Origin of the sequence: Geodermatophilus amargosae (assembly GCF_041028265.1) — a bacterium.
GTDB classification, from domain to species: Bacteria; Actinomycetota; Actinomycetes; order Mycobacteriales; family Geodermatophilaceae; genus Geodermatophilus; species Geodermatophilus amargosae_A.
In genome coordinates this window covers 104,495-122,448 of the sequence record NZ_JABGCW010000003.1, presented here as the reverse complement: position 1 = coordinate 122,448, position 17,954 = coordinate 104,495, and the positions used below count along the sequence as shown (strand labels likewise).

12 protein-coding genes and 1 riboswitch are annotated in these 17,954 nt (G+C 74.1%); of the genes, 10 read left to right on the top strand and 2 right to left on the bottom strand.

What is annotated here, in order from left to right; genetic code table 11:
* Window positions 1-3: 3 nt before the first annotated feature.
* Window positions 4-172: riboswitch (cyclic di-AMP (ydaO/yuaA leader) on the bottom strand.
* A 213-nt stretch (window positions 173-385) separates the two neighbouring features.
* Together treY and glgX are read right to left on the bottom strand one after the other, a co-directional pair.
* The gene (gene treY, locus HLV61_RS03930) at window positions 386-2,713 is read right to left on the bottom strand and encodes a malto-oligosyltrehalose synthase (protein WP_369253082.1); all 2,328 of its coding nucleotides are present in this window, start codon (window positions 2,711-2,713) and stop codon (window positions 386-388) included.
* Window positions 2,710-4,824 carry a glycogen debranching protein GlgX gene (glgX, locus tag HLV61_RS03925; RefSeq protein ID WP_369253081.1) on the bottom strand — a complete coding sequence of 705 codons (2,115 nt, stop codon included), beginning with the start codon at window positions 4,822-4,824 and terminating at the stop codon, window positions 2,710-2,712. Before glgX ends, treY begins: the two co-directional genes overlap by 4 nt.
* A gap of 470 nt (window positions 4,825-5,294) precedes the next feature.
* Between glgX and uvrB the strand changes: the two genes are divergently transcribed.
* From uvrB to HLV61_RS03875, 10 genes are all read left to right on the top strand, one after another.
* Window positions 5,295-7,421: an excinuclease ABC subunit UvrB gene (uvrB, locus tag HLV61_RS03920; protein WP_369253080.1), complete on the top strand. Its 2,127-nt coding sequence runs from the start codon at window positions 5,295-5,297 to the stop codon at window positions 7,419-7,421.
* A gap of 580 nt (window positions 7,422-8,001) precedes the next feature.
* The gene (locus HLV61_RS03915) at window positions 8,002-9,057 is read left to right on the top strand and encodes an alpha/beta hydrolase domain-containing protein (protein WP_369253079.1); all 1,056 of its coding nucleotides are present in this window, start codon (window positions 8,002-8,004) and stop codon (window positions 9,055-9,057) included.
* Between the two features lie 263 nt (window positions 9,058-9,320).
* Window positions 9,321-10,490 carry a TerC family protein gene (locus HLV61_RS03910; RefSeq protein ID WP_369253078.1) on the top strand — a complete coding sequence of 390 codons (1,170 nt, stop codon included), beginning with the start codon at window positions 9,321-9,323 and terminating at the stop codon, window positions 10,488-10,490.
* 236 nt (window positions 10,491-10,726) lie between these two features.
* Window positions 10,727-11,323: a TerD family protein gene (locus HLV61_RS03905; protein WP_369253077.1), complete on the top strand. Its 597-nt coding sequence runs from the start codon at window positions 10,727-10,729 to the stop codon at window positions 11,321-11,323.
* A 117-nt stretch (window positions 11,324-11,440) separates the two neighbouring features.
* Window positions 11,441-12,085: a TerD family protein gene (locus HLV61_RS03900; RefSeq protein WP_369253076.1), complete on the top strand. Its 645-nt coding sequence runs from the start codon at window positions 11,441-11,443 to the stop codon at window positions 12,083-12,085.
* A gap of 33 nt (window positions 12,086-12,118) precedes the next feature.
* Window positions 12,119-13,480 (top strand): VWA domain-containing protein, encoded by a 1,362-nt coding sequence (locus tag HLV61_RS03895; RefSeq protein WP_369253075.1) that lies wholly within the window; start codon window positions 12,119-12,121, stop codon window positions 13,478-13,480.
* Window positions 13,481-13,503: 23 nt separating this feature from the next.
* The gene (locus tag HLV61_RS03890; protein WP_369253074.1) at window positions 13,504-14,706 is read left to right on the top strand and encodes an HpcH/HpaI aldolase/citrate lyase family protein; all 1,203 of its coding nucleotides are present in this window, start codon (window positions 13,504-13,506) and stop codon (window positions 14,704-14,706) included.
* Window positions 14,703-16,004: a phosphoribosyltransferase domain-containing protein gene (locus HLV61_RS03885; RefSeq protein WP_369253073.1), complete on the top strand. Its 1,302-nt coding sequence runs from the start codon at window positions 14,703-14,705 to the stop codon at window positions 16,002-16,004. Before HLV61_RS03890 ends, HLV61_RS03885 begins: the two co-directional genes overlap by 4 nt.
* A complete protein-coding gene (locus HLV61_RS03880; protein WP_369253072.1) occupies window positions 16,001-17,128 on the top strand; it encodes a cysteine protease StiP family protein in 1,128 nt (375 codons plus the stop codon). The genes HLV61_RS03885 and HLV61_RS03880 overlap by 4 nt, the downstream gene beginning before the upstream one ends.
* Complete coding sequence (locus tag HLV61_RS03875) at window positions 17,125-17,943, top strand: HAD family hydrolase (RefSeq protein WP_369253071.1); 819 nt, start codon at window positions 17,125-17,127, stop codon at window positions 17,941-17,943. The genes HLV61_RS03880 and HLV61_RS03875 overlap by 4 nt, the downstream gene beginning before the upstream one ends.
* Window positions 17,944-17,954: the final 11 nt, after the last annotated feature.

Sequence of the window (17,954 nt, the reverse complement as noted above, 5' to 3'; positions counted from 1 at the left end):
GGGGATGCTCCGATCCGCCGCCTGCGAGGTGAGCTGTCGGGTTCGGAGCGATCGGTGCCCCGGCCGCACGTCGTGCGGCTTCACCCCGAGACGGTGCTGCGTGGCCCCGTGACCACGGCTGCGCGCCGTCGAAGTGGTTCCCCCACCCCCGTCCTGGCGGTGCAGGAGGAACGGACGCCGACGGACGGGGTTGGGCGGATCGGCTCCGGCGCCCGGCTCTCGGTCGGCCGAGGCGCGGGGCAAAGGTAACGGCAGGGTCACGGGACGTCGCATCGAGCCCCGGGAGTCGACCCCCGCCCCACCCGGACGCGCAGGCCGGGCCACGGCGGAACGCCTGGTCACACCGCCGCGGGGGAGCTCCCCCCGCGGCGGTGTGACCTGCGTCTCACTCCCGGACGAGCAGCGCCACGGGCAGCCGGGTCAGCAGTCCGCCCACGGGCACGCCGCCGGCGTCGGAGACCACGCGCGTGCCCGTGAGCACGTCGCGCCACGCGCCGGTGGACAGGGCGAGCGCGGTGTCGCCCCAGCCGGTCGTGGCCAGGCCGACCGGCAGCCGGGTCGCGACCGTCACCGCGCCGCCCCGGTCGAAGGCGACGACGGAGTCGGCGGGGGACCCGGTGACCTCCACCGGCGCGTACCCGGTGAACAGCTCCGGGGCGTCCCGGCGCAGCCGCAGCGCCCGCGAGACCACGAGCAGCTTGGCCGCGCCGGTGTCGTCGACGTCGGGCACCCAGCCCCCGTCGAGGCGGGCCAGCAGCGCGCGGCGCGCGTCGTAGTCGACCGGCCGGCGGTTGTCCGGGTCGACCAGCGAGCGGTCCTCCAGCTCGGTGCCCTGGTAGACGTCGGGGACGCCCGGCATCGTCAACTGCACGAGCTTCTGGGCCAGGGCGTTGGACCGCCCCGCCGGACCGATCCGGGCGACGAACTCCTCGATCTCGCCGTTCGTCGCCGGGTCGTCGTACGCGGCGTCGACCATCGCGTGCAGGGACGCCTCGAACGCCTCGTCGACGTCGGTCCACGTCGTCGACAGGCCGGCCTCGCGGGCGGCCTTCTCGGCGTAGGCGTGCGCCCGCTCGCGCGACAGGGGCCACGCGCCCACCAGGTTCTGCCACACCAGGTGCGCCAGCGGCCGGTCGGCCAGCGGGTGGCGGGACAGCCACCGGCGGACCAGCTCGGCCCACTCGGTCGGCACCTCGGCGAGGACGGCCAGGCGCGCCCGGGTGTCCTCGCTGCGCTTGGTGTCGTGGGTGGTGAGCGTCGTCATCGACGCCGGCTTGCGCTCCAGCCGCCGGTCCTGCGCGGTGTGGAACTCCTCGACCGTGGAGCCGAAGCGCGCCGGGTCGCCGCCGACCTCGTTGAGCACCACGAACCGGGCCCACCGGTAGTAGGCGCTGTCCTCGACGCCCTTGGCCATCACCGGGCCGCTGGTCTGCTCGAAGCGGGTGGCCGCCTCGGTGCCGGCCTGGGCGAGCACCGGGTGCAGCGCGTCCACGGCGGCGACCAGGTCGGGCCGGCGGTCGCGCACGGCCGACACCGCGGCGTCGAGGTGCTCGCGGCCGTCGGGCAGGTAGCTGCGGTAGACGTCGAAGGTGGCCAGCAGCTCGGCCAGCGCCTCGGTCTGCTGCTCGCGGTCGATGCCGGGCAGCTCGCCGGTGACCCGCACCAGGCGGGCGACCTCCGAGCCGAGGCCCCCGTCGGTGACCTCGCGCTTGCAGTCGTGCACCAGCTGCGCGTAGTCGACCGGCCGCCCCGACAGCTCGGTGTCCAGCGCGGTCAGCGCCGCCTCGCCGGCCGGGTCGACCAGGACGTCGTCGACCTCGGCGAGCGCGTCGTAGCCGGTGGTGCCGGCGCACCGCCAGCTGCCGGGCAGGTCCTCACCGGGCTCGAGGATCTTCTCGACGACGGTCCACCGGCCACCGGAGGCCTCCGCCAGCCGGTCGAGGTAGCCCTTCGGGTCGGCGAGGCCGTCGGGGTGGTCGATCCGCAGCCCGTCGACGGCGCCCTGCTCCACCAGCCGCAGCACCAGCTCGTGGGTGGCGTCGAAGACCTCGGGGTCCTCCACGCGCAGCCCGGCGAGGGTGTTGATCGCGAAGAACCGCCGGTAGTTGAGGTCGGAGTCCGCGCGCCGCCAGTCGACCAGCTCGTAGTGCTGCCGGTCGTGCACCTCCTGTGCGGTCCCCTCACCGGTGCCGGGGGCGATCGGGAAGCGGTTGTCGTAGTACCGCAGCTCGCCGTCCACGACCTCCAGCTCCCCCACGTCGTCGGCCGACCCCAGTACGGGGATGCGGATCCGGCCGCCGCCGAAGTCCCAGTCGACGTCGAACGCCGAGGCGTGCGCGCTGTCGCGGCCGTGCTGCAGGACGTCCCACCACCAGGGCGCCGCGGCCGGGTCGGCCACGCCCATGTGGTTGGGCACCAGGTCGAGGACCAGGCCCAGCCCGTGCCCGTGCAGCCCGGCCACGAACCGGTCGAGGCCCTCCTGCCCGCCGCGCGACTCGTCGACGTGCGCGTGGTCGACGGTGTCGTACCCGTGCGTGCTCCCGGCCGCCGAGCGCAGCAGGGGAGAGGTGTACGCGTGGCTGACCCCGAGGTCGGCGAGGTAGCCGGCCACCGCCGCGGCGTCGTCCAGGGTGAAGTCGGCCGTCACCTGCAACCGGTAGGTGGCCGACGGCGTCGCCCGCCGGCGCTCCCGGCTGTCGCGGGGCCCGCTCACGACCGGCGGTGGGCGCTGAGCACGACCATCGAGCGGTCCTGCAGCGTCAGCGTCTCGCCGGGCTTGAGCTCCTGCGCCTCGACGGCGCCCATCTCCGCGGTGTCGAGGACGACGGTCCAGGACCCGGCGTACTCCTCGGCCGGGAGGGTGAACTCCATCTTCTCGTGCGAGGCGTTGAACGCCAGGTAGAAGTGGTCGTCCACGACGTCCTCGCCGCGCTCGTCGGTGCTCCGGATGCCGTGGCCGTTGAGGTACATCGCCAGCGACTTGGCGAACCCGGCGTCCCAGTCGTCCTCGGTCATCAGGTCGCCGGCCGGCGTCAGCCAGGCGACGTCCTGCACGGGGTCGCCCTCACCGCGGCGCACCGGGCGGCCGTGGAAGAACCGGCGACGGCGGAACGTCGGGTGGTCGTGGCGGAGCCGGGTGACCAGCTTGGTGAACTCCAGCAGCCCCTCGTCGACGGACTCCCAGTCGATCCAGGTCAGCGGCGAGTCCTGGCAGTAGCCGTTGTTGTTGCCGCCCTGGGTGCGGCCCAGCTCGTCACCGTGCAGCAGCATCGGCACACCCTGCGACAGCATCGTCGTGGCCAGGAAGTTGCGCCGCTGACGGGCGCGCAGCGTGGTGACCTTCTTGTCGACGGTCGGGCCCTCGACGCCGCAGTTCCAGCTGCGGTTGTGGCTCTCGCCGTCGTTGTTGCCCTCGCCGTTGGCCTCGTTGTGCTTCTCGTTGTAGGAGACGAGGTCGTTCAGGGTGAACCCGTCGTGCGCGGTGACGAAGTTGATGCTCGCCACCGGGCGCCGGCCGGAGTGCTGGTAGAGGTCGGCCGAGCCGGTGAGCCGGCTGGCGAACTCGCCGATGGTGGAGGGCTCGCCGCGCCAGAAGTCGCGGACGGTGTCGCGGTACTTCCCGTTCCACTCGGTCCACAGGGCCGGGAAGTTGCCGACCTGGTAGCCGCCCTCGCCGACGTCCCAGGGCTCGGCGATCAGCTTCACCTGGCTGACGATCGGGTCCTGGTGCACGAGGTCGAAGAACGCCGAGAGCCGGTCCACCTCGTGGAACTGGCGGGCCAGCGTGGAGGCCAGGTCGAAGCGGAAGCCGTCGACGTGCATCTCGGTGATCCAGTACCGCAGCGAGTCCATGATCAGCTGCAGCGACTGGGGGTTGCGGACGTTGAGCGAGTTCCCGGTGCCCGTGGTGTCCATGTAGTACTGCTCGTCGCCCTCGACCAGCCGGTAGTACGCCCGGTTGTCGATGCCCTTGAGCGACAGCGTGGGGCCGAGGTGGTTGCCCTCGGCGGTGTGGTTGTAGACCACGTCGAGGATGACCTCGATGCCCGCCTCGTGCAGGGTGCGGACCATGCCCTTGAACTCGGCGACCTGCATGCCGTTGCTGGTGTTGCTGGCGTACTCGTCGTGCGGCGCGAAGAAGCCGATGGTGTTGTAGCCCCAGTAGTTGCGCAGGCCCTTCTGCTGCAGGGTGTCGTCCTGCACGAACTGGTGCACCGGCATGAGCTCGATCGCGGTGACGCCGAGGTCCTGCAGGTAGGAGACGACGGCCGGGTGGGCGAGGCCGGCGTAGGTGCCGCGCAGGTCCTCCGGGACGTCGGGGTGGGTCATCGTCAGGCCCTTGACGTGGGCCTCGTAGATGACGGTCTTGTGGTACGGCGTCCGCGGCGGCCGGTCCACGCCCCAGTCGAAGTAGGGGTTGACGACGACGGACTTCGGCATGTGCGGCGCGGAGTCGTCGTCGTTGCGCTCACCGCTGGTGAAGTCGTAGCCGAAGACCGACGGGTCCCAGTCGATCTGCCCGTCGAGCGCCTTGGCGTAGGGGTCGAGCAGCAGCTTGGTGGGGTTGCAGCGCTGGCCCTGGGACGGGTCGTAGGGGCCGTGCACGCGGTAGCCGTAGCGCTGTCCGGGCTGGATGCCGGGCAGGAAGGCGTGCCAGACGTAGCCGTCCATCTCCGGGAGCCGGATGCGTTCTTCGTTGCCCTGGTCGTCGAACAGGCAGAGCTCCACCTTCTCCGCGACCTCGCTGAACAGGGCGAAGTTGGTCCCGGTGCCGTCGTACGTGGCTCCCAGGGGATAGGCGGTTCCGGGCCACACCAGGGTCATTCGAGTCTTTCCTCCAGCACTGGCGCCCCGGCGGGGGGTCGAGGGGCGCGACGGCCCCCCGCCACGGCCGTCGGCAGGGGGTCTGGGCACACGGTGCCCGCCGGTCCCTTGCCCGATCCGGGCGGCTCCACACCTGACGCGGCGGACGTCACGTCACCGCCGGCGGAGACGACGACGCCCTCCGCGGCGGAGCCGGGGAGGGCGTCGTGCGCAGGTCCGGTGCGGCCGGGCGGGCGCCGGTCACACCTGGTACCGAGCCGCGGGGCGCCGGGGTCCGACCTCGTCCGGGCATCCCGGGTGGCACTGGTCCCCGGCGCGGCACCGCGCCTGCGAGGGGCACGCTAGCGGGTCCCGGGCGCACGCACGAGCACGACGCCGGAGGTGACCGCAAGCGGCCCGTCCCGTGCGTCCCTGGGTGCCCGTCCGTCACACGCGGCGTTCTGTCACCGGGCGGTCGTACCGTCGACCCCGTGCGCGCGACCACCGACATCCGGCCCACCCAGGGGCGCTTCCGCGTCGTCAGCGACTTCCAGCCCTCGGGCGACCAGCCGGCGGCGATCAAGGCCCTCGCGGAGCGGGTGGACTCGGGGGCGACGGACTCGGTGCTCCTGGGTGCCACCGGCACCGGGAAGTCGGCCACCACCGCCTGGCTCATCGAGCAGGTGCAGCGGCCCACGCTGGTGATGGCGCCGAACAAGACGCTGGCCGCCCAGCTGGCCAACGAGTTCCGCGAGCTGCTGCCCGACAACGCCGTCGAGTACTTCGTCTCGTACTACGACTACTACCAGCCCGAGGCCTACGTCCCGCAGACCGACACCTACATCGAGAAGGACTCCTCGGTGAACGACGAGGTCGAGCGGCTGCGGCACTCGGCCACCCAGGCACTGCTGACCCGGCGCGACGTCGTCGTGGTCGCCACCGTCTCCTGCATCTACGGTCTGGGCACCCCGCAGGAGTACGTCGACCGGGCGCTGAAGATCTCGGTGGGGGAGGAGCGCGACCGCGACGACCTGCTGCGGACCCTCGTCACCGAGCAGTACACCCGCAACGACCTGTCCTTCACCCGCGGCACGTTCCGGGTGCGCGGCGACACGATCGAGGTCTTCCCGGTCTACGAGGAGCTCGCCGTCCGGATCGAGATGTTCGGCGACGAGGTGGAGCGGCTGTACTACCTGCACCCGCTGACCGGCGAGGTGGTCCGCGAGGTCGAGGAGCTGTTCGTCTTCCCGGCCACCCACTACGTCGCCGGCCCGGAGCGGATGGAGCGGGCGATCGGCTCGATCGAGGCCGAGCTCGAGCAGCGGCTGGCCGAGCTGGAGCGGCAGGGCAAGCTCCTGGAGGCCCAGCGGCTGCGCATGCGCACCACCTACGACATCGAGATGATGCGCCAGGTCGGCTTCTGCTCCGGCATCGAGAACTACTCGCGGCACATCGACGGCCGCGCCCCGGGCTCGGCCGGCGCCTGTCTCATCGACTACTTCCCCGACGACTTCCTGCTCGTCATCGACGAGTCGCACGTGACCGTCCCGCAGGTCGGCGGCATGTACGAGGGCGACATGAGCCGCAAGCGGACGCTGGTCGAGCACGGGTTCCGGCTGCCCTCGGCGATGGACAACCGCCCGCTGAAGTGGGAGGAGTTCACCGACCGGATCGGCCAGACCGTCTACCTGTCCGCCACGCCGGGCCCCTACGAGCTGGGCCGGGTGCAGGGTGACGTCGTCGAGCAGGTCATCCGCCCCACCGGCCTGGTCGACCCGGAGGTCGTGGTCAAGCCGACCAAGGGCCAGATCGACGACCTGGTGCACGAGATCCGCGTCCGGACCGAGAAGGACGAGCGCATCCTGGTCACCACGCTGACCAAGAAGATGGCCGAGGACCTCACCGACTACCTGCTCGAGCTCGGCATCAAGGTCCGCTACCTGCACTCGGAGGTCGACACCCTGCGCCGGGTGGAGCTGCTGCGCGAGCTCCGGCAGGGCGAGTACGACGTGCTGGTCGGCATCAACCTGCTGCGCGAGGGCCTCGACCTGCCCGAGGTGTCGCTCGTGGCGATCCTCGACGCCGACAAGGAGGGCTTCCTCCGCTCCGGCACCTCGCTGATCCAGACCATCGGCCGCGCCGCGCGCAACGTGTCGGGTCAGGTGCACATGTACGCCGACACGGTCACGCCCTCGATGGCGCACGCGATCGAGGAGACCAACCGGCGCCGGGAGAAGCAGGTCGCCTACAACCGCGAGCGCGGCATCGACCCGCAGCCGCTGCGCAAGAAGATCGTCGACATCCTCGACGGCATCTACCGGGAGGCCGAGGACTCCGGCAGCGCCGAGCTGCTCGGCGGCTCGGGCCGGCAGCAGTCCCGCGGCAAGGCGCCGGTGCCGGGGCTGTCGTCGAAGAAGGCCGGAGGAGCCAAGGGCAAGGCCGGCGCCATCGACGTGCAGGGCCTGCCGCGTGCCGAGCTCGCCGACCTCATCACGCAGATGAACGACCAGATGCTGGCCGCGGCGCGGGAGCTGCAGTTCGAGGTCGCCGCCCGGCTGCGCGACGAGCTCACCGAACTCAAGAAGGAGCTGCGCCAGCTCGACGCCGCGCACGCCTAGGGGTCCGGCGTGTGACACACCTCGCGCGGGCGTTACGTTCGGGGCCCGTCCCGGACGAATGAGTCCTGCGCGTGTCCTCACGATCTCCCGGGGTGCGCCGCGGCCCGGCCGCCCTGGTGGTGGCCGCCACCGCGCTGGCGGCCCTGTCGCTGGGCACGGCGGCACCGGCGCTCGCCACACCCGGCGGCCACGGGCACCCCGCCCCGCTCGCCTCGGCGATCACCGCCGTCACCGCCACCAGCGCGCCGATCACCGTCGGCGGCGAGTCCTGGATCCGCACCGCCGGCAGCGTGTCCGGCGTCGTCGACCCGCGCGAGCAGGTCGACGGGATCGCGGGGCTCCCGCGGGACGCCGAGGGCCTGGTGCCCTACAGCAGCGAGTTCGAGCTCATCGCGCCCGCCGACCCGCGCGGCAGCGACGTCGTCCTCGTCGAGGCGGAGAACCGCGGCCGCCCCGCGGTGCTGCCGTCTCTGCAGGGTTTCCTGACCACCGGCGACACCTCGCCCGACGGCGTCGTCCACCCGCCGGGCCTCGGCAACGGCTGGCTCGCGGGACAGGACCTCTCCTACGCGCGCGTGCAGTGGGAGACCGGCATCTCCGCGGGGGTGCCGGTCTCGCCCAGGGGATCGGTCAGGTCGTCGTCCGCGACTTCGGCCGGCTGCTCCGGGGCACCGCGCCGCGGCCCGCGGGCACGGCGCTGCCGGTCCGCCGGGCGTCGGTGCTGGCCGGCATCAGCCAGAGCGCCTGGTTCGTCGACACCCTGGTCGCCGAGGGCTCCAACGTCGACGACCGCACCGGCCGCGGGGTCTTCGACGCCGCCGTCGCGGTCTCCGGCGCCGGCAACCGGCTGGCGATCAACCAGCTCGCCGGCGGCGCGCCGCAGCGGCCCTACGTGCTCGAGGACGGCGTCCCGCTGACCCACGACCAGATCCTCACCCGCCGGACGAGCGACCCGCTGTTCGTCGACGTCGCCACCTACACCGACTACCACCGCCTGCGGGCGAGCGTCACCGCGGAGGCCGACCGCCCGCGCGGCGTCGTCCGCTACGACTGGCCGGCCCCGCACGCCGGGACCGCCGCCTACCCGGACCCCGTCGTCTTCGGCCAGCTGCGGTGCAACGGCGGGGTGCCCGTGGCGCGGAACCCGATCTCCTACAACCCCCACCTGCGCACGCTCGTGGCCGACGTCGTCCAGGTCGTCCGGCACCCGGGTCAGGGCGACCGGCGGCTGCTCCCGCCGTCGGCGACCTTCGCGCTGCAGCCGGCCCCGGCCGGGCACCCGGCGTCGTTCAACGACCTGCCCGGCGTCGCGCTGCAGGTCCCGCGGACCGACCCGGTCACCCTGCAGCCGCTGGGCGGGGTGCGCTTCCCCGACGCCGTCGTCCCGCTCGGCCGGCCGGTCCTGGTGGCGCTCGACCCCGTCGGCACGACGTCGATCACCGACGTCTGCGGCAACTGGGGTGGCTGGCAGCCGTTTCCCGCGGCGGAGCTGGCGCAGCGCTACGGCTCGGTCGACGGGTACCTCGCGCACTACGCCGCCGCGGTCGACGCCCAGGTCCGCGACGGCTACCTCGACGCGAGCGAGGAGGCGGGGATGCTGGCCGCCGCCCGCGCCGCCTACCTGGCCGCCGTCTAGCCCGGTCCACGCAGCCGCCGCACACGAGCGAGAAGCGCCCGGGAACCCCGGGCGCCCCTCGTCCGTTGTGGCCTGTGACTCCGCCGGGACCGGCAGCAGGGAACGTCACTGCCGTGCCCGCGGAACCGTGGAGGGGAGTATCCCGCTCGCGGTGACGTCGTCAACACGGGTGGAGACACCCCGGCGTCATCGGCCGGTCGCTGCAGACACCGGTGGGAGAGACCTCCGGTGCTGACAGCTGCCAGTCGACCGGAGGTACTCGTATGGACGTCCCGATCTGGGTGTGGGCGATCACCGTCGCCGCGATCGTGGCCATGATCGTCTTCGACTTCGTCGGGCACGTCCGCACCCCTCACGCACCGACGCTGCGCGAGGCGGGGACCTGGTCGGCGGTCTACGTCGCCCTGGCCGTCCTCTTCGGCATCGGTGTGTGGATCTTCGCCGGCGGCCAGTACGGCGGGGAGTACTTCGCCGGCTACATCACCGAGAAGAGCCTGTCGGTCGACAACCTCTTCGTCTTCGTGCTGATCATGGCCAGCTTCGCCGTGCCCCGGGAGCTGCAGCAGAAGGTGCTGCTGTTCGGCATCGCCTTCGCGCTCGCCCTGCGGACGGTCTTCATCTTCCTCGGCGCCGCGGCCATCGAGAACTTCAGCTGGGTCTTCTACCTCTTCGGCGCCTTCCTCATCTACACCGCGATCGCGCAGGCCCGCGCCGGTGGCGGCGAGGAGGAGGAGTTCACCGAGAACGCCTTCCTCCGGCTGACCCGCCGGATCATCCCGACGACCGACGAGTACCACGGCGACCGGATGACCACGAAGCTCGCCGGCAAGCGGTACATCACCCCGCTGGCCATCGCGCTGGTCGCCATCGGCAGCGCCGACCTCCTCTTCGCCGTCGACTCGATCCCGGCGATCTTCGGGCTGACCGAGGAGACCTTCCTCGTCTTCACCGCCAACGCCTTCTCCCTGCTGGGCCTGCGCCAGCTGTTCTTCCTCATCGACGGTCTGCTCGACCGGCTGGTCTACCTGCACTACGGCCTGGCCGTGATCCTCGGCTTCATCGGCATCAAGCTGCTCATCCACGCACTGCACGAGAACGAGCTGCCGTTCATCAACGGCGGTGAGCACGTCACGTTCGTCCCGGAGATCCCGACCTGGCTGTCCCTGTCGGTCATCGTCGTCACCCTGTTCGTGACCACGGTGGCGAGCCTGGCCCGCAGCCGGCGCGACGCCCGCGAGGCGGCCGCGGCGGGTGCCGTCGGCGGTCCGACCGGGGGCACGACCGGCGGCACGACCGGCGGCACGACCGGCGGCACGGCCGAGGTCGCCGCGGACACCGCCGGGCCGGCCGCCGGACCGGCCGCCGGACCCGAGCCCGACCGCGGCGCACCGGCCGCGGCGCCCGCCGAACGGCCCGACGGCGGCTCCCGGTGACACGCAGGTGACCAGCAGGCGGACGCCGGCCCTCTCGTGCCGGTGAGCCTGTTGCTGCCGGTGGTCGTGCGGCACGATCCTCGACACGTCCGCTCCGCTGGGTGCCCGATCGGCACCCCGCGCAGCGGTGCCGGGAGCACCACGCCGGGCGTCCGCGCCCACGGCGTGCCCCGGCGGCGCCGGCATCGTCCGGTGTCCAGCGCAGCGGCGACCGCCGCTACGCCCCCGACAGTGACATGGGAGTCCAACTGATGGGTGTCAGCCTCTCCAAGGGCGGGAACGTCTCGCTGACCAAGGAGGCGCCGGGCCTGACCGCGGTGAACGTCGGCCTCGGCTGGGACGTCAACACGTTCGCCGGCGGCGACTTCGACCTCGACGCGTCGGCGATCATGCTCGACGCCGGTGGCAGGGTCACCCCCGACGACTCGGGCTTCATCTTCTTCAACAACCTGCGCAGCCCCGACGGCTCCGTCTCCCACGCCGGTGACAACCTCACCGGCCAGGGCGAGGGCGACGACGAGGTCATCCAGGTGAACCTGGCCGGCGTCCCGCCGACCGTCGACAAGATCGTCTTCCCGGTGTCGATCTACGACGCCGACAACCGCAAGCAGAACTTCGGCGCGGTGCGCAACGCGTTCATCCGCATCGTCAACCAGGCCAACGGCCAGGAGGTCGCCCGCTACGACCTCACCGAGGACGCCTCGGTCGAGACCGCCATGGTCTTCGGTGAGCTCTACCGCAACGGCGCGGACTGGAAGTTCCGCGCCGTCGGCCAGGGCTATGCCTCCGGCCTGCGCGGCATCGCCCAGGACTTCGGCGTCAACGTCGGCTGATCCCCGCCGGGTCCGGGCGCCCTCCCGCGTCCGGGCCCGGCACCCCCGGCGGCCGGCCACCCCGGCCGCCGGGTCCCGCCTGCCCGCACCCAGCCCCCGAGACCCGGAGATCCCGCCATGGTCGACTACACCCGCCCGAGCCCTCCGCCGTCCGGCGGCAGCCCGGTCAGCGCGAGCAAGGTGACGCTCACCAAGAGCGCGCCGTCGGTCTCCCTCACCAAGGGCCGCGGCGCCGGCGGGCAGATGCGGGTGAACCTCAACTGGGAGTCCGGCCGGCGCGGCCTGTTCTCCAAGGGCTCGGCCGTCGACCTCGACCTGGGCTGCCTGTGGGAGACCGCCGACGGCCGCAAGGGCGTCGTGCAGGCGCTCGGCAACGCCTTCGGCGCGCTCGACCGCCCGCCCTACGTGCTGCTCGACGGCGACGACCGCTCGGGCGCGAAGAGCGGCGGTGAGAACCTGCTCGTCAACCTCGACCACCTCGACTCGATCCGCCGGGTGCTCGTCTTCGCCTACATCTACGAGGGCGCACCCAACTGGGCCGCGGCGAACGCCGTCGTCACGCTGTACCCGCAGGGCGCGGCACCGATCGAGGTCCGCCTCGACGAGCACGCCCAGGGCGCCCGCTCCTGCGCGATCGCGCTGCTGACCAACCAGGGCGGTGCCCTGACCGTGCAGCGCGAGATCCGTTACCTGCCCGGCGTGCAGCGCGACCTCGACGGCGCGTACGGCTGGGGCCTCGACTGGACGAGCGGGCGCAAGTGACCGCCGCCGCGACCCCCGCCTGATCGGCGCCCAGTGGTACACGTCCTCACCCGGGGCGGCAACGTCGGCCTCGCCCAGGCCGGCCTGACCGGCCCCGTCGTCGTCACGCTCACCTGGACGCCGGCTCCCGGCGTCGACGCCGACCTGTCGGCGTTCCTCACCACCGCCGCGGGGAAGGTCCGCAGCGACGGCGACTTCGTCTTCTACAACCAGCCCGGCGGCGCCGGCGGCGCGGTGCGCCACCTCGGCAAGACCGCCCGCGGCGGCGCGACCGTCGACCAGGTCCGCATCGACCCCGCCGCGCTGCCCGCCGACGTCGAGAAGGTCGTCATCGGCGCCTCCCTCGACGGCGCGGGCTCCTTCGGCGCGCTGTCCGGGCTCGCCGTCGAGGTGGCCGCCGAGGGCGCCGCCGTCCCCGCCGTCCGGTGCGAGCTGGGCGCCGGGCCGGAGACCGCGCTGGTCTTCGCCGAGGTCTACCGCCGCGGTGCGGAGTGGAAGGTCCGCGCCGTCGGGCAGGGCTACACGAACGGCCTGGCCGGCATGGCCACCGACGTCGGCGTCAGCGTCGACGACGAGCCCGCACCGCAGCCGGCGGCCGCCCCGGCGCCGCCGGCTCCCGCGGCCGCGCCGGTCAGCACGGAGAAGCGCCGCATCGTCGACCTCGAGAAGAAGCTCGCGACGTCGGCGCCGCAGATGCTCAGCCTGGTCAAGACCGCCGGCGTCAGCCTGGAGAAGCGCGGGCTGGGCGAGCACACCGCCCGCGTCGCGCTGGTCCTCGACATCTCCGGGTCGATGGCCGCGCTCTACCGCGCCGGCGCCGTGCAGCGGCTGGCCGAGCGGGTCCTGGCACTGGGGCTGCGCTTCGACGACGACGGCGTCGTCGACGTGTTCCTCTTCGGCAAGGACGTGCACCGTCCCGAGCCGGGCCTGCGCCTGGAGGGCCACCAGCAGTACATCGCCGACCTCTCCCGCGAGTACCCGCTGGAGTACGACACCCGCTACGGCGCGGCGATGGCCGCCGTCCGGCAGGCCTACTTCGGCGACAGCCGCGAGCGGGTGGAGCCACAGCCGGCGCAGGTGCCGGTCTACGTCATGTTCCTGACCGACGGCGCCCCCAGCGACAAGTCCGTGGCGACCAGGCAGATCAGGTCGGCGTCCTTCGAGCCGGTGTTCTGGCAGTTCATGGGCATCGGCCCGGAGCGGCAGTTCAGCTACCTGCAGCGACTCGACGACCTCGAGGGCCGCTACACCGACAACGCCGACTTCTTCGCCGTCTCCCAGGACGACCTCATGGGCCGGCGGCCCATCAGCGACGACGCGCTGTTCGACCGGCTCATGACCGAGTACCCCGACTGGCTCCGGCGGGCGCGTGCCCAGGGCCTCCTCGTCCGGTGAGTCCCCAGCAGGAGGGAACGACCGTGCGCCACTTCTCGTACCTGACCGACGACGAGCGCGAACGGCTGTTCGCCGTCCCGCCGGGCGAGGTCGGGCCGGCGACGCCGCGCGGCATGCTGGCGCTGGCCCTCGGCGCCACGCTCTACAGCCCCGGCACCCGCCCGGCGCTGGACGCCGACGCGGCCCGGGCGGCCACCGTCGGGGCCACCAGCGTGGTCTGGTGCCTCGAGGACGCCATCCCGCACGCCGCGGTGCCCGACGCCGAGGCCAACGTCGTCGCCGCGCTGCGGCGCATCGGCCGCCGCGCCGCCGCCGGGGAGCAGCCGCCGCTGCCGCTGCTGTTCGTGCGGGTGCGCTCGGCCGAGCAGATCCGCTCGATCGCGCTGGCCGCCGGGCCGGCGCTCGCCTGGCTCACCGGCTTCAGCCTGCCCAAGGCCACCGGCGCCACGCTCGCGCCGATGCTCGCCGCCATCGCCGAGGTCGGGTCCGCGACCGGTCAGCCGCTGTACGGCATGCCGATCCTGGAGACCGCCGACCTCGCCTGGCGGGAGACCCGCGCCGACGCGCTGGCCGCCCTGTCCGCGGTGGTCGACGAGCACCGCGAGTCGGTGCTGTGCCTGCGGGTCGGCGGCACCGACCTGTCGGGGCTGTTCGGCCTGCGGCGGGACCGCGACACCACGATCTGGGACGTCGCCGTCGTGCGGGACTGCCTGGCCGACGTGGTCAACCGGTTCACCCGCGGCGGCGACCAGGTGGTCACCGGCGCCGTGTGGGAGCACATCCCGGGTCCCCGGCTGTTCAAGCCGCAGCTGCGCTCGACGCCGTTCAGCGACCAGCACGAGGGCGGCCTGCGGCAGCGCATGATCGCCGGCGACCTCGACGGGTTGATCCGTGAGGTGACGCTGGACAAGGCCAACGGGGTGCTGGGCAAGACCGTCATCCACCCGGCGCACGTCTCGGTGGTCAACGCGCTGCTCACCGTCTCGCGCTCGGAGTACGACGACGCCCTCGAGATCCTCACGGCCCGCGGCCGGGGCGGCATCGCGGTGTCCACGAACGGCCGGATGAACGAGATCGGGCCGCACGCGCTGTGGGCCGAGCTGATCAGCCGCCGCGCCGCCGTCTACGGCGTCGTCGCCGACGAGGCCGCGCTGGTCGACCTGCTCTCCACCGGGCAGCGCCGGCTGGCGGAGGTCTTCGCCGGCGGGGAGGCGCAGCGCGCGTGACCACCACCCTCCGTGCCGCAGGACCCGGCGGGGACGTCCACGGTGTCGCCTGGCTGGGCGGCACCGTGTCCGGCCTGCTCGACGTCGAGGTCGCCTCGCGCGACCGGTTCGCGCAGCTGTGCGGGCTGGCGCTGCGGGACAACCCGCGCCGCGCCCACCTGGTCGTCTCCCGCGTGCTCGGCAAGCACGTGCCGGCCGCGCCGGACGCCGTCCTCGGTGCCGGGGCAGCGGTGGGTGGCGCCGTCGCCGCGGTCCTCGGTGGTGAGGTACCGGGCCTGGTCGTCGGCTACTGCGAGACGGCGACCGGCCTCGGCCACGCCGCCGCCGACCGCCTGGGCGCCGCCTACCTGCACACCACCCGGCGGCTGCACCCCGGCGTCCCGGTGGCCGCGGCGTTCGAGGAGGAGCACTCGCACGCCGTGGCGCAGGCGCTGCAGCCGGCCGGGTCCGTGACCCTCGACGCGCCCGGGCCGCTGGTGCTGGTCGACGACGAGCTCACCAGCGGCCGCACCGCCCTCAACACCATCGCCGAGCTGCACGCCCGCTGGCCGCGCGACCGCTACGTCGTCGCCACGCTGCTCGACGCGCGCACCCGCGCGGCCCGGGCGGCCTTCGCCGAGCGCGCCGCGGCCCTGGGCGTACGGGTCGACGTCGCCGCCGTCCTCGCCACGGAGCTGGCCCTCCCGGCCGACGTCCTCCACCGGGCCGCGGCCGCCCGCGCCGCGCTGCCCGCCGCGGCGCCGCCGCCGCCCGGCGCGCCGGGGGCCGTGGTCGTGCACGGGGGACTGTGGCCCGCCGGCGTCCCCACCGGCGCCCGGCACGGCCTGACCCCCGCCGGCAGCGCCCGCCTCGCCGAGGCCGCCGACGCGGTCGCCGCCGCCCTCGCGCCCGTCCTCGCCGGCAGCCGCGGCGTCCTCGTCCTCGGCACCGAGGAGCTCATGCACGCGCCCACCGTGATCGGGGCGCGGCTGGCCGGGCGGCTGCCCGGCGTCCCCGTCACCACCCAGTCGACCACCCGGAGCCCCGTGCACGCCGCCGACGACCCCGGCTACGCCCTGCGCCGCAGCCTGGCCTTCCCCGCGCCCGACGACCCCGCCCGCGTCTCCCGCGTGCACAACCTCGCCGACCCGGCCGCGGTCCCCGCCGCCGGGCCGTGGTCGGACCAGCGCGCCGACGACGTCGTGGTGGTCGTGGACGCGCCCGCCGCCGACTGCGCGCCGATGGCCGAGGCGCTGCGGCCCTTCGCCGCCCGCGCCGTGCACCTGGTGACCGTGCCGCTCGCGGAGCCCGCGGCGTGACGGCCCTCGGCGCCCGTCTCGCCCCCGCCGTCCCGGGCCGGTTCGGCTCCTACGCGCCGGAGGAGGTGACCTGGCTGCTCACCGACCTGTCGTCGGTCGCGCTCGAGCGCGGCACCGAGGACCGCGAGGAGGCCATCCAGTCCGGCACCCACTACTCGGAGATGCTGCCGGTCGAGTACCAGCCCGACGACGACTACCTGGCGCTGTTCACCGCCGCGCTCGAGCAGTCCGCCGGCCGGCTCGCCGACGCCGTCGCCCGGGTCGGCGAGCTGGTGTGGGAGGCCGCGGCCGCGCACGGGCAGACGCCGGTGCTGGTGTCGCTGGCCCGCGCCGGGACGCCGGTCGGCGTGCTGCTGCGCCGCTGGTTCCTCGCCTCGCGCGGCGTGGACGTGCCGCACTACACGATCTCGATCATCCGCGGCCGTGGCATCGACGAGGTGGCGCTCGCGCACGTGTTGGCCCGGCACCCGGCGGCGGCGCTGCGCTTCGTCGACGGGTGGACCGGCAAGGGCGCCATCCAGCGCCAGCTCACCGAGGCCGTCGCCGCCTGGACCGCCGCCCGCCCGCGGGACGCCGCCCTCGACGACCGGCTGGCCGTCCTCGCCGACCCCGGCGTCTGCACCGACCTGTACGGCACCCGCGACGACTTCCTCGTCCCGAGCGCCTGCCTCAACAGCACGGTGTCGGGCCTGGTGAGCCGGACGGTGCTGCGCGAGGACCTCATCGGCCCGGGCATGTTCCACGGCGCGAAGTACTACGCCGAGCTCGCCGGCGCCGACGTCTCCGCGCTGTTCGTCGACACCGTGGCCGCGGCGTTCCCCGCCGTCGCCCCGCCCGACGACGTCCCCGCCGGGGAGCGGCGCCCCACCTGGGAGGGCTGGGCGGCCGTCGAGCGGATCGCCGCGCAGTCCGGCATCGCCGACGTCAACCTGGTCAAGCCCGGGGTGGGGGAGACCACGCGGGTGCTGCTGCGCCGGGTGCCGTGGCGCGTACTGGTGCGGCCCGACCGCGCCGGGGACCTGCGCCACGTCGCCGCGCTCGCCCGGGCCCGCGGCGTGCCGCTGGTCGAGGTCCCCGACCTGCCGTACTCCTGCGTCGGGCTGATCCGGCCGGTCGGCCGGTGACCGCGGTCCTGGCCGGCGACCGGGCGACGACGCTGGCCGCCGTCGACCTCGACCGCACGCTCATCTACTCGGCTGCCGCGGCCGGGGCCGCCGAGGGCCTGCAGGTCGTGGAGCACCTCGACGGCGTGCCGCTGTCGCACGCCACCCCGGCGTCGTGGCGGCTGCTGGCGGAGCTGGCCGGCCGCGCGCTGCTCGTGCCGGTGACCACCCGCACCGTGGCGCAGTACGAGCGGGTCCGGCTGCCCGTGGTCCCGCGGTACGCCCTGTGCGCCAACGGCGGCGTCCTGCTCGCCGACGGCGTCCGCGACCCCGCCTGGGACGACTGGGCGGCGGACACCGCGGCGCAGGCCGCCCCGCTGCCGGAGCTGCTCGGGCTGCTCGAGGCGGTGGCCGGCCAGCCGTGGGTGCGCACCGTCCGCGCCGCCGAGGGACTCTTCTGCTACCTCGTCGCGCACGCGCGGGAGGCCATCCCGGCCGGATGGCTGGCCGCCACCGGCGCCGCCGTCACCGCGGCCGGGGCGACGCTGTCGGTGCAGGGTCGCAAGGTCTACGTCGTCCCCGCCGGGCTGTCGAAGGCCGCGGGTCTGCTGCGGCTGCGCCGGCTGCTCGCGGGGGAGGGACCCGCGCCGCGGCTGCTGTGCGCCGGCGACAGCCTGCTCGACGCGCCGATGCTGCTCGCCGCCGACGCCGCCGTCCGGCCCGCGCACGGCGAGCTGCACGAGCAGGACTGGACCGGTGCGCGGGTGGCGGTCACCGCCGCCAGCGGCGCCGCCGCCGGCGAGGAGATCGTGCGCTGGCTGCTCGACCGCGCCTGACCGGACCCCGC

Excerpts from the sequence above, each read along its gene's own strand:
- HLV61_RS03910 (WP_369253078.1), top strand. The coding sequence starts at position 9,321 with ATGGACGTCCCGATCTGGGTGTGGGCGATCACCGTCGCCGCGATCGTG.
- glgX (WP_369253081.1), bottom strand. The coding sequence starts at position 4,824 with ATGACCCTGGTGTGGCCCGGAACCGCCTATCCCCTGGGAGCCACGTAC.
- HLV61_RS03900 (WP_369253076.1), top strand. The coding sequence starts at position 11,441 with ATGGTCGACTACACCCGCCCGAGCCCTCCGCCGTCCGGCGGCAGCCCG.
- HLV61_RS03905 (WP_369253077.1), top strand. The coding sequence starts at position 10,727 with ATGGGAGTCCAACTGATGGGTGTCAGCCTCTCCAAGGGCGGGAACGTC.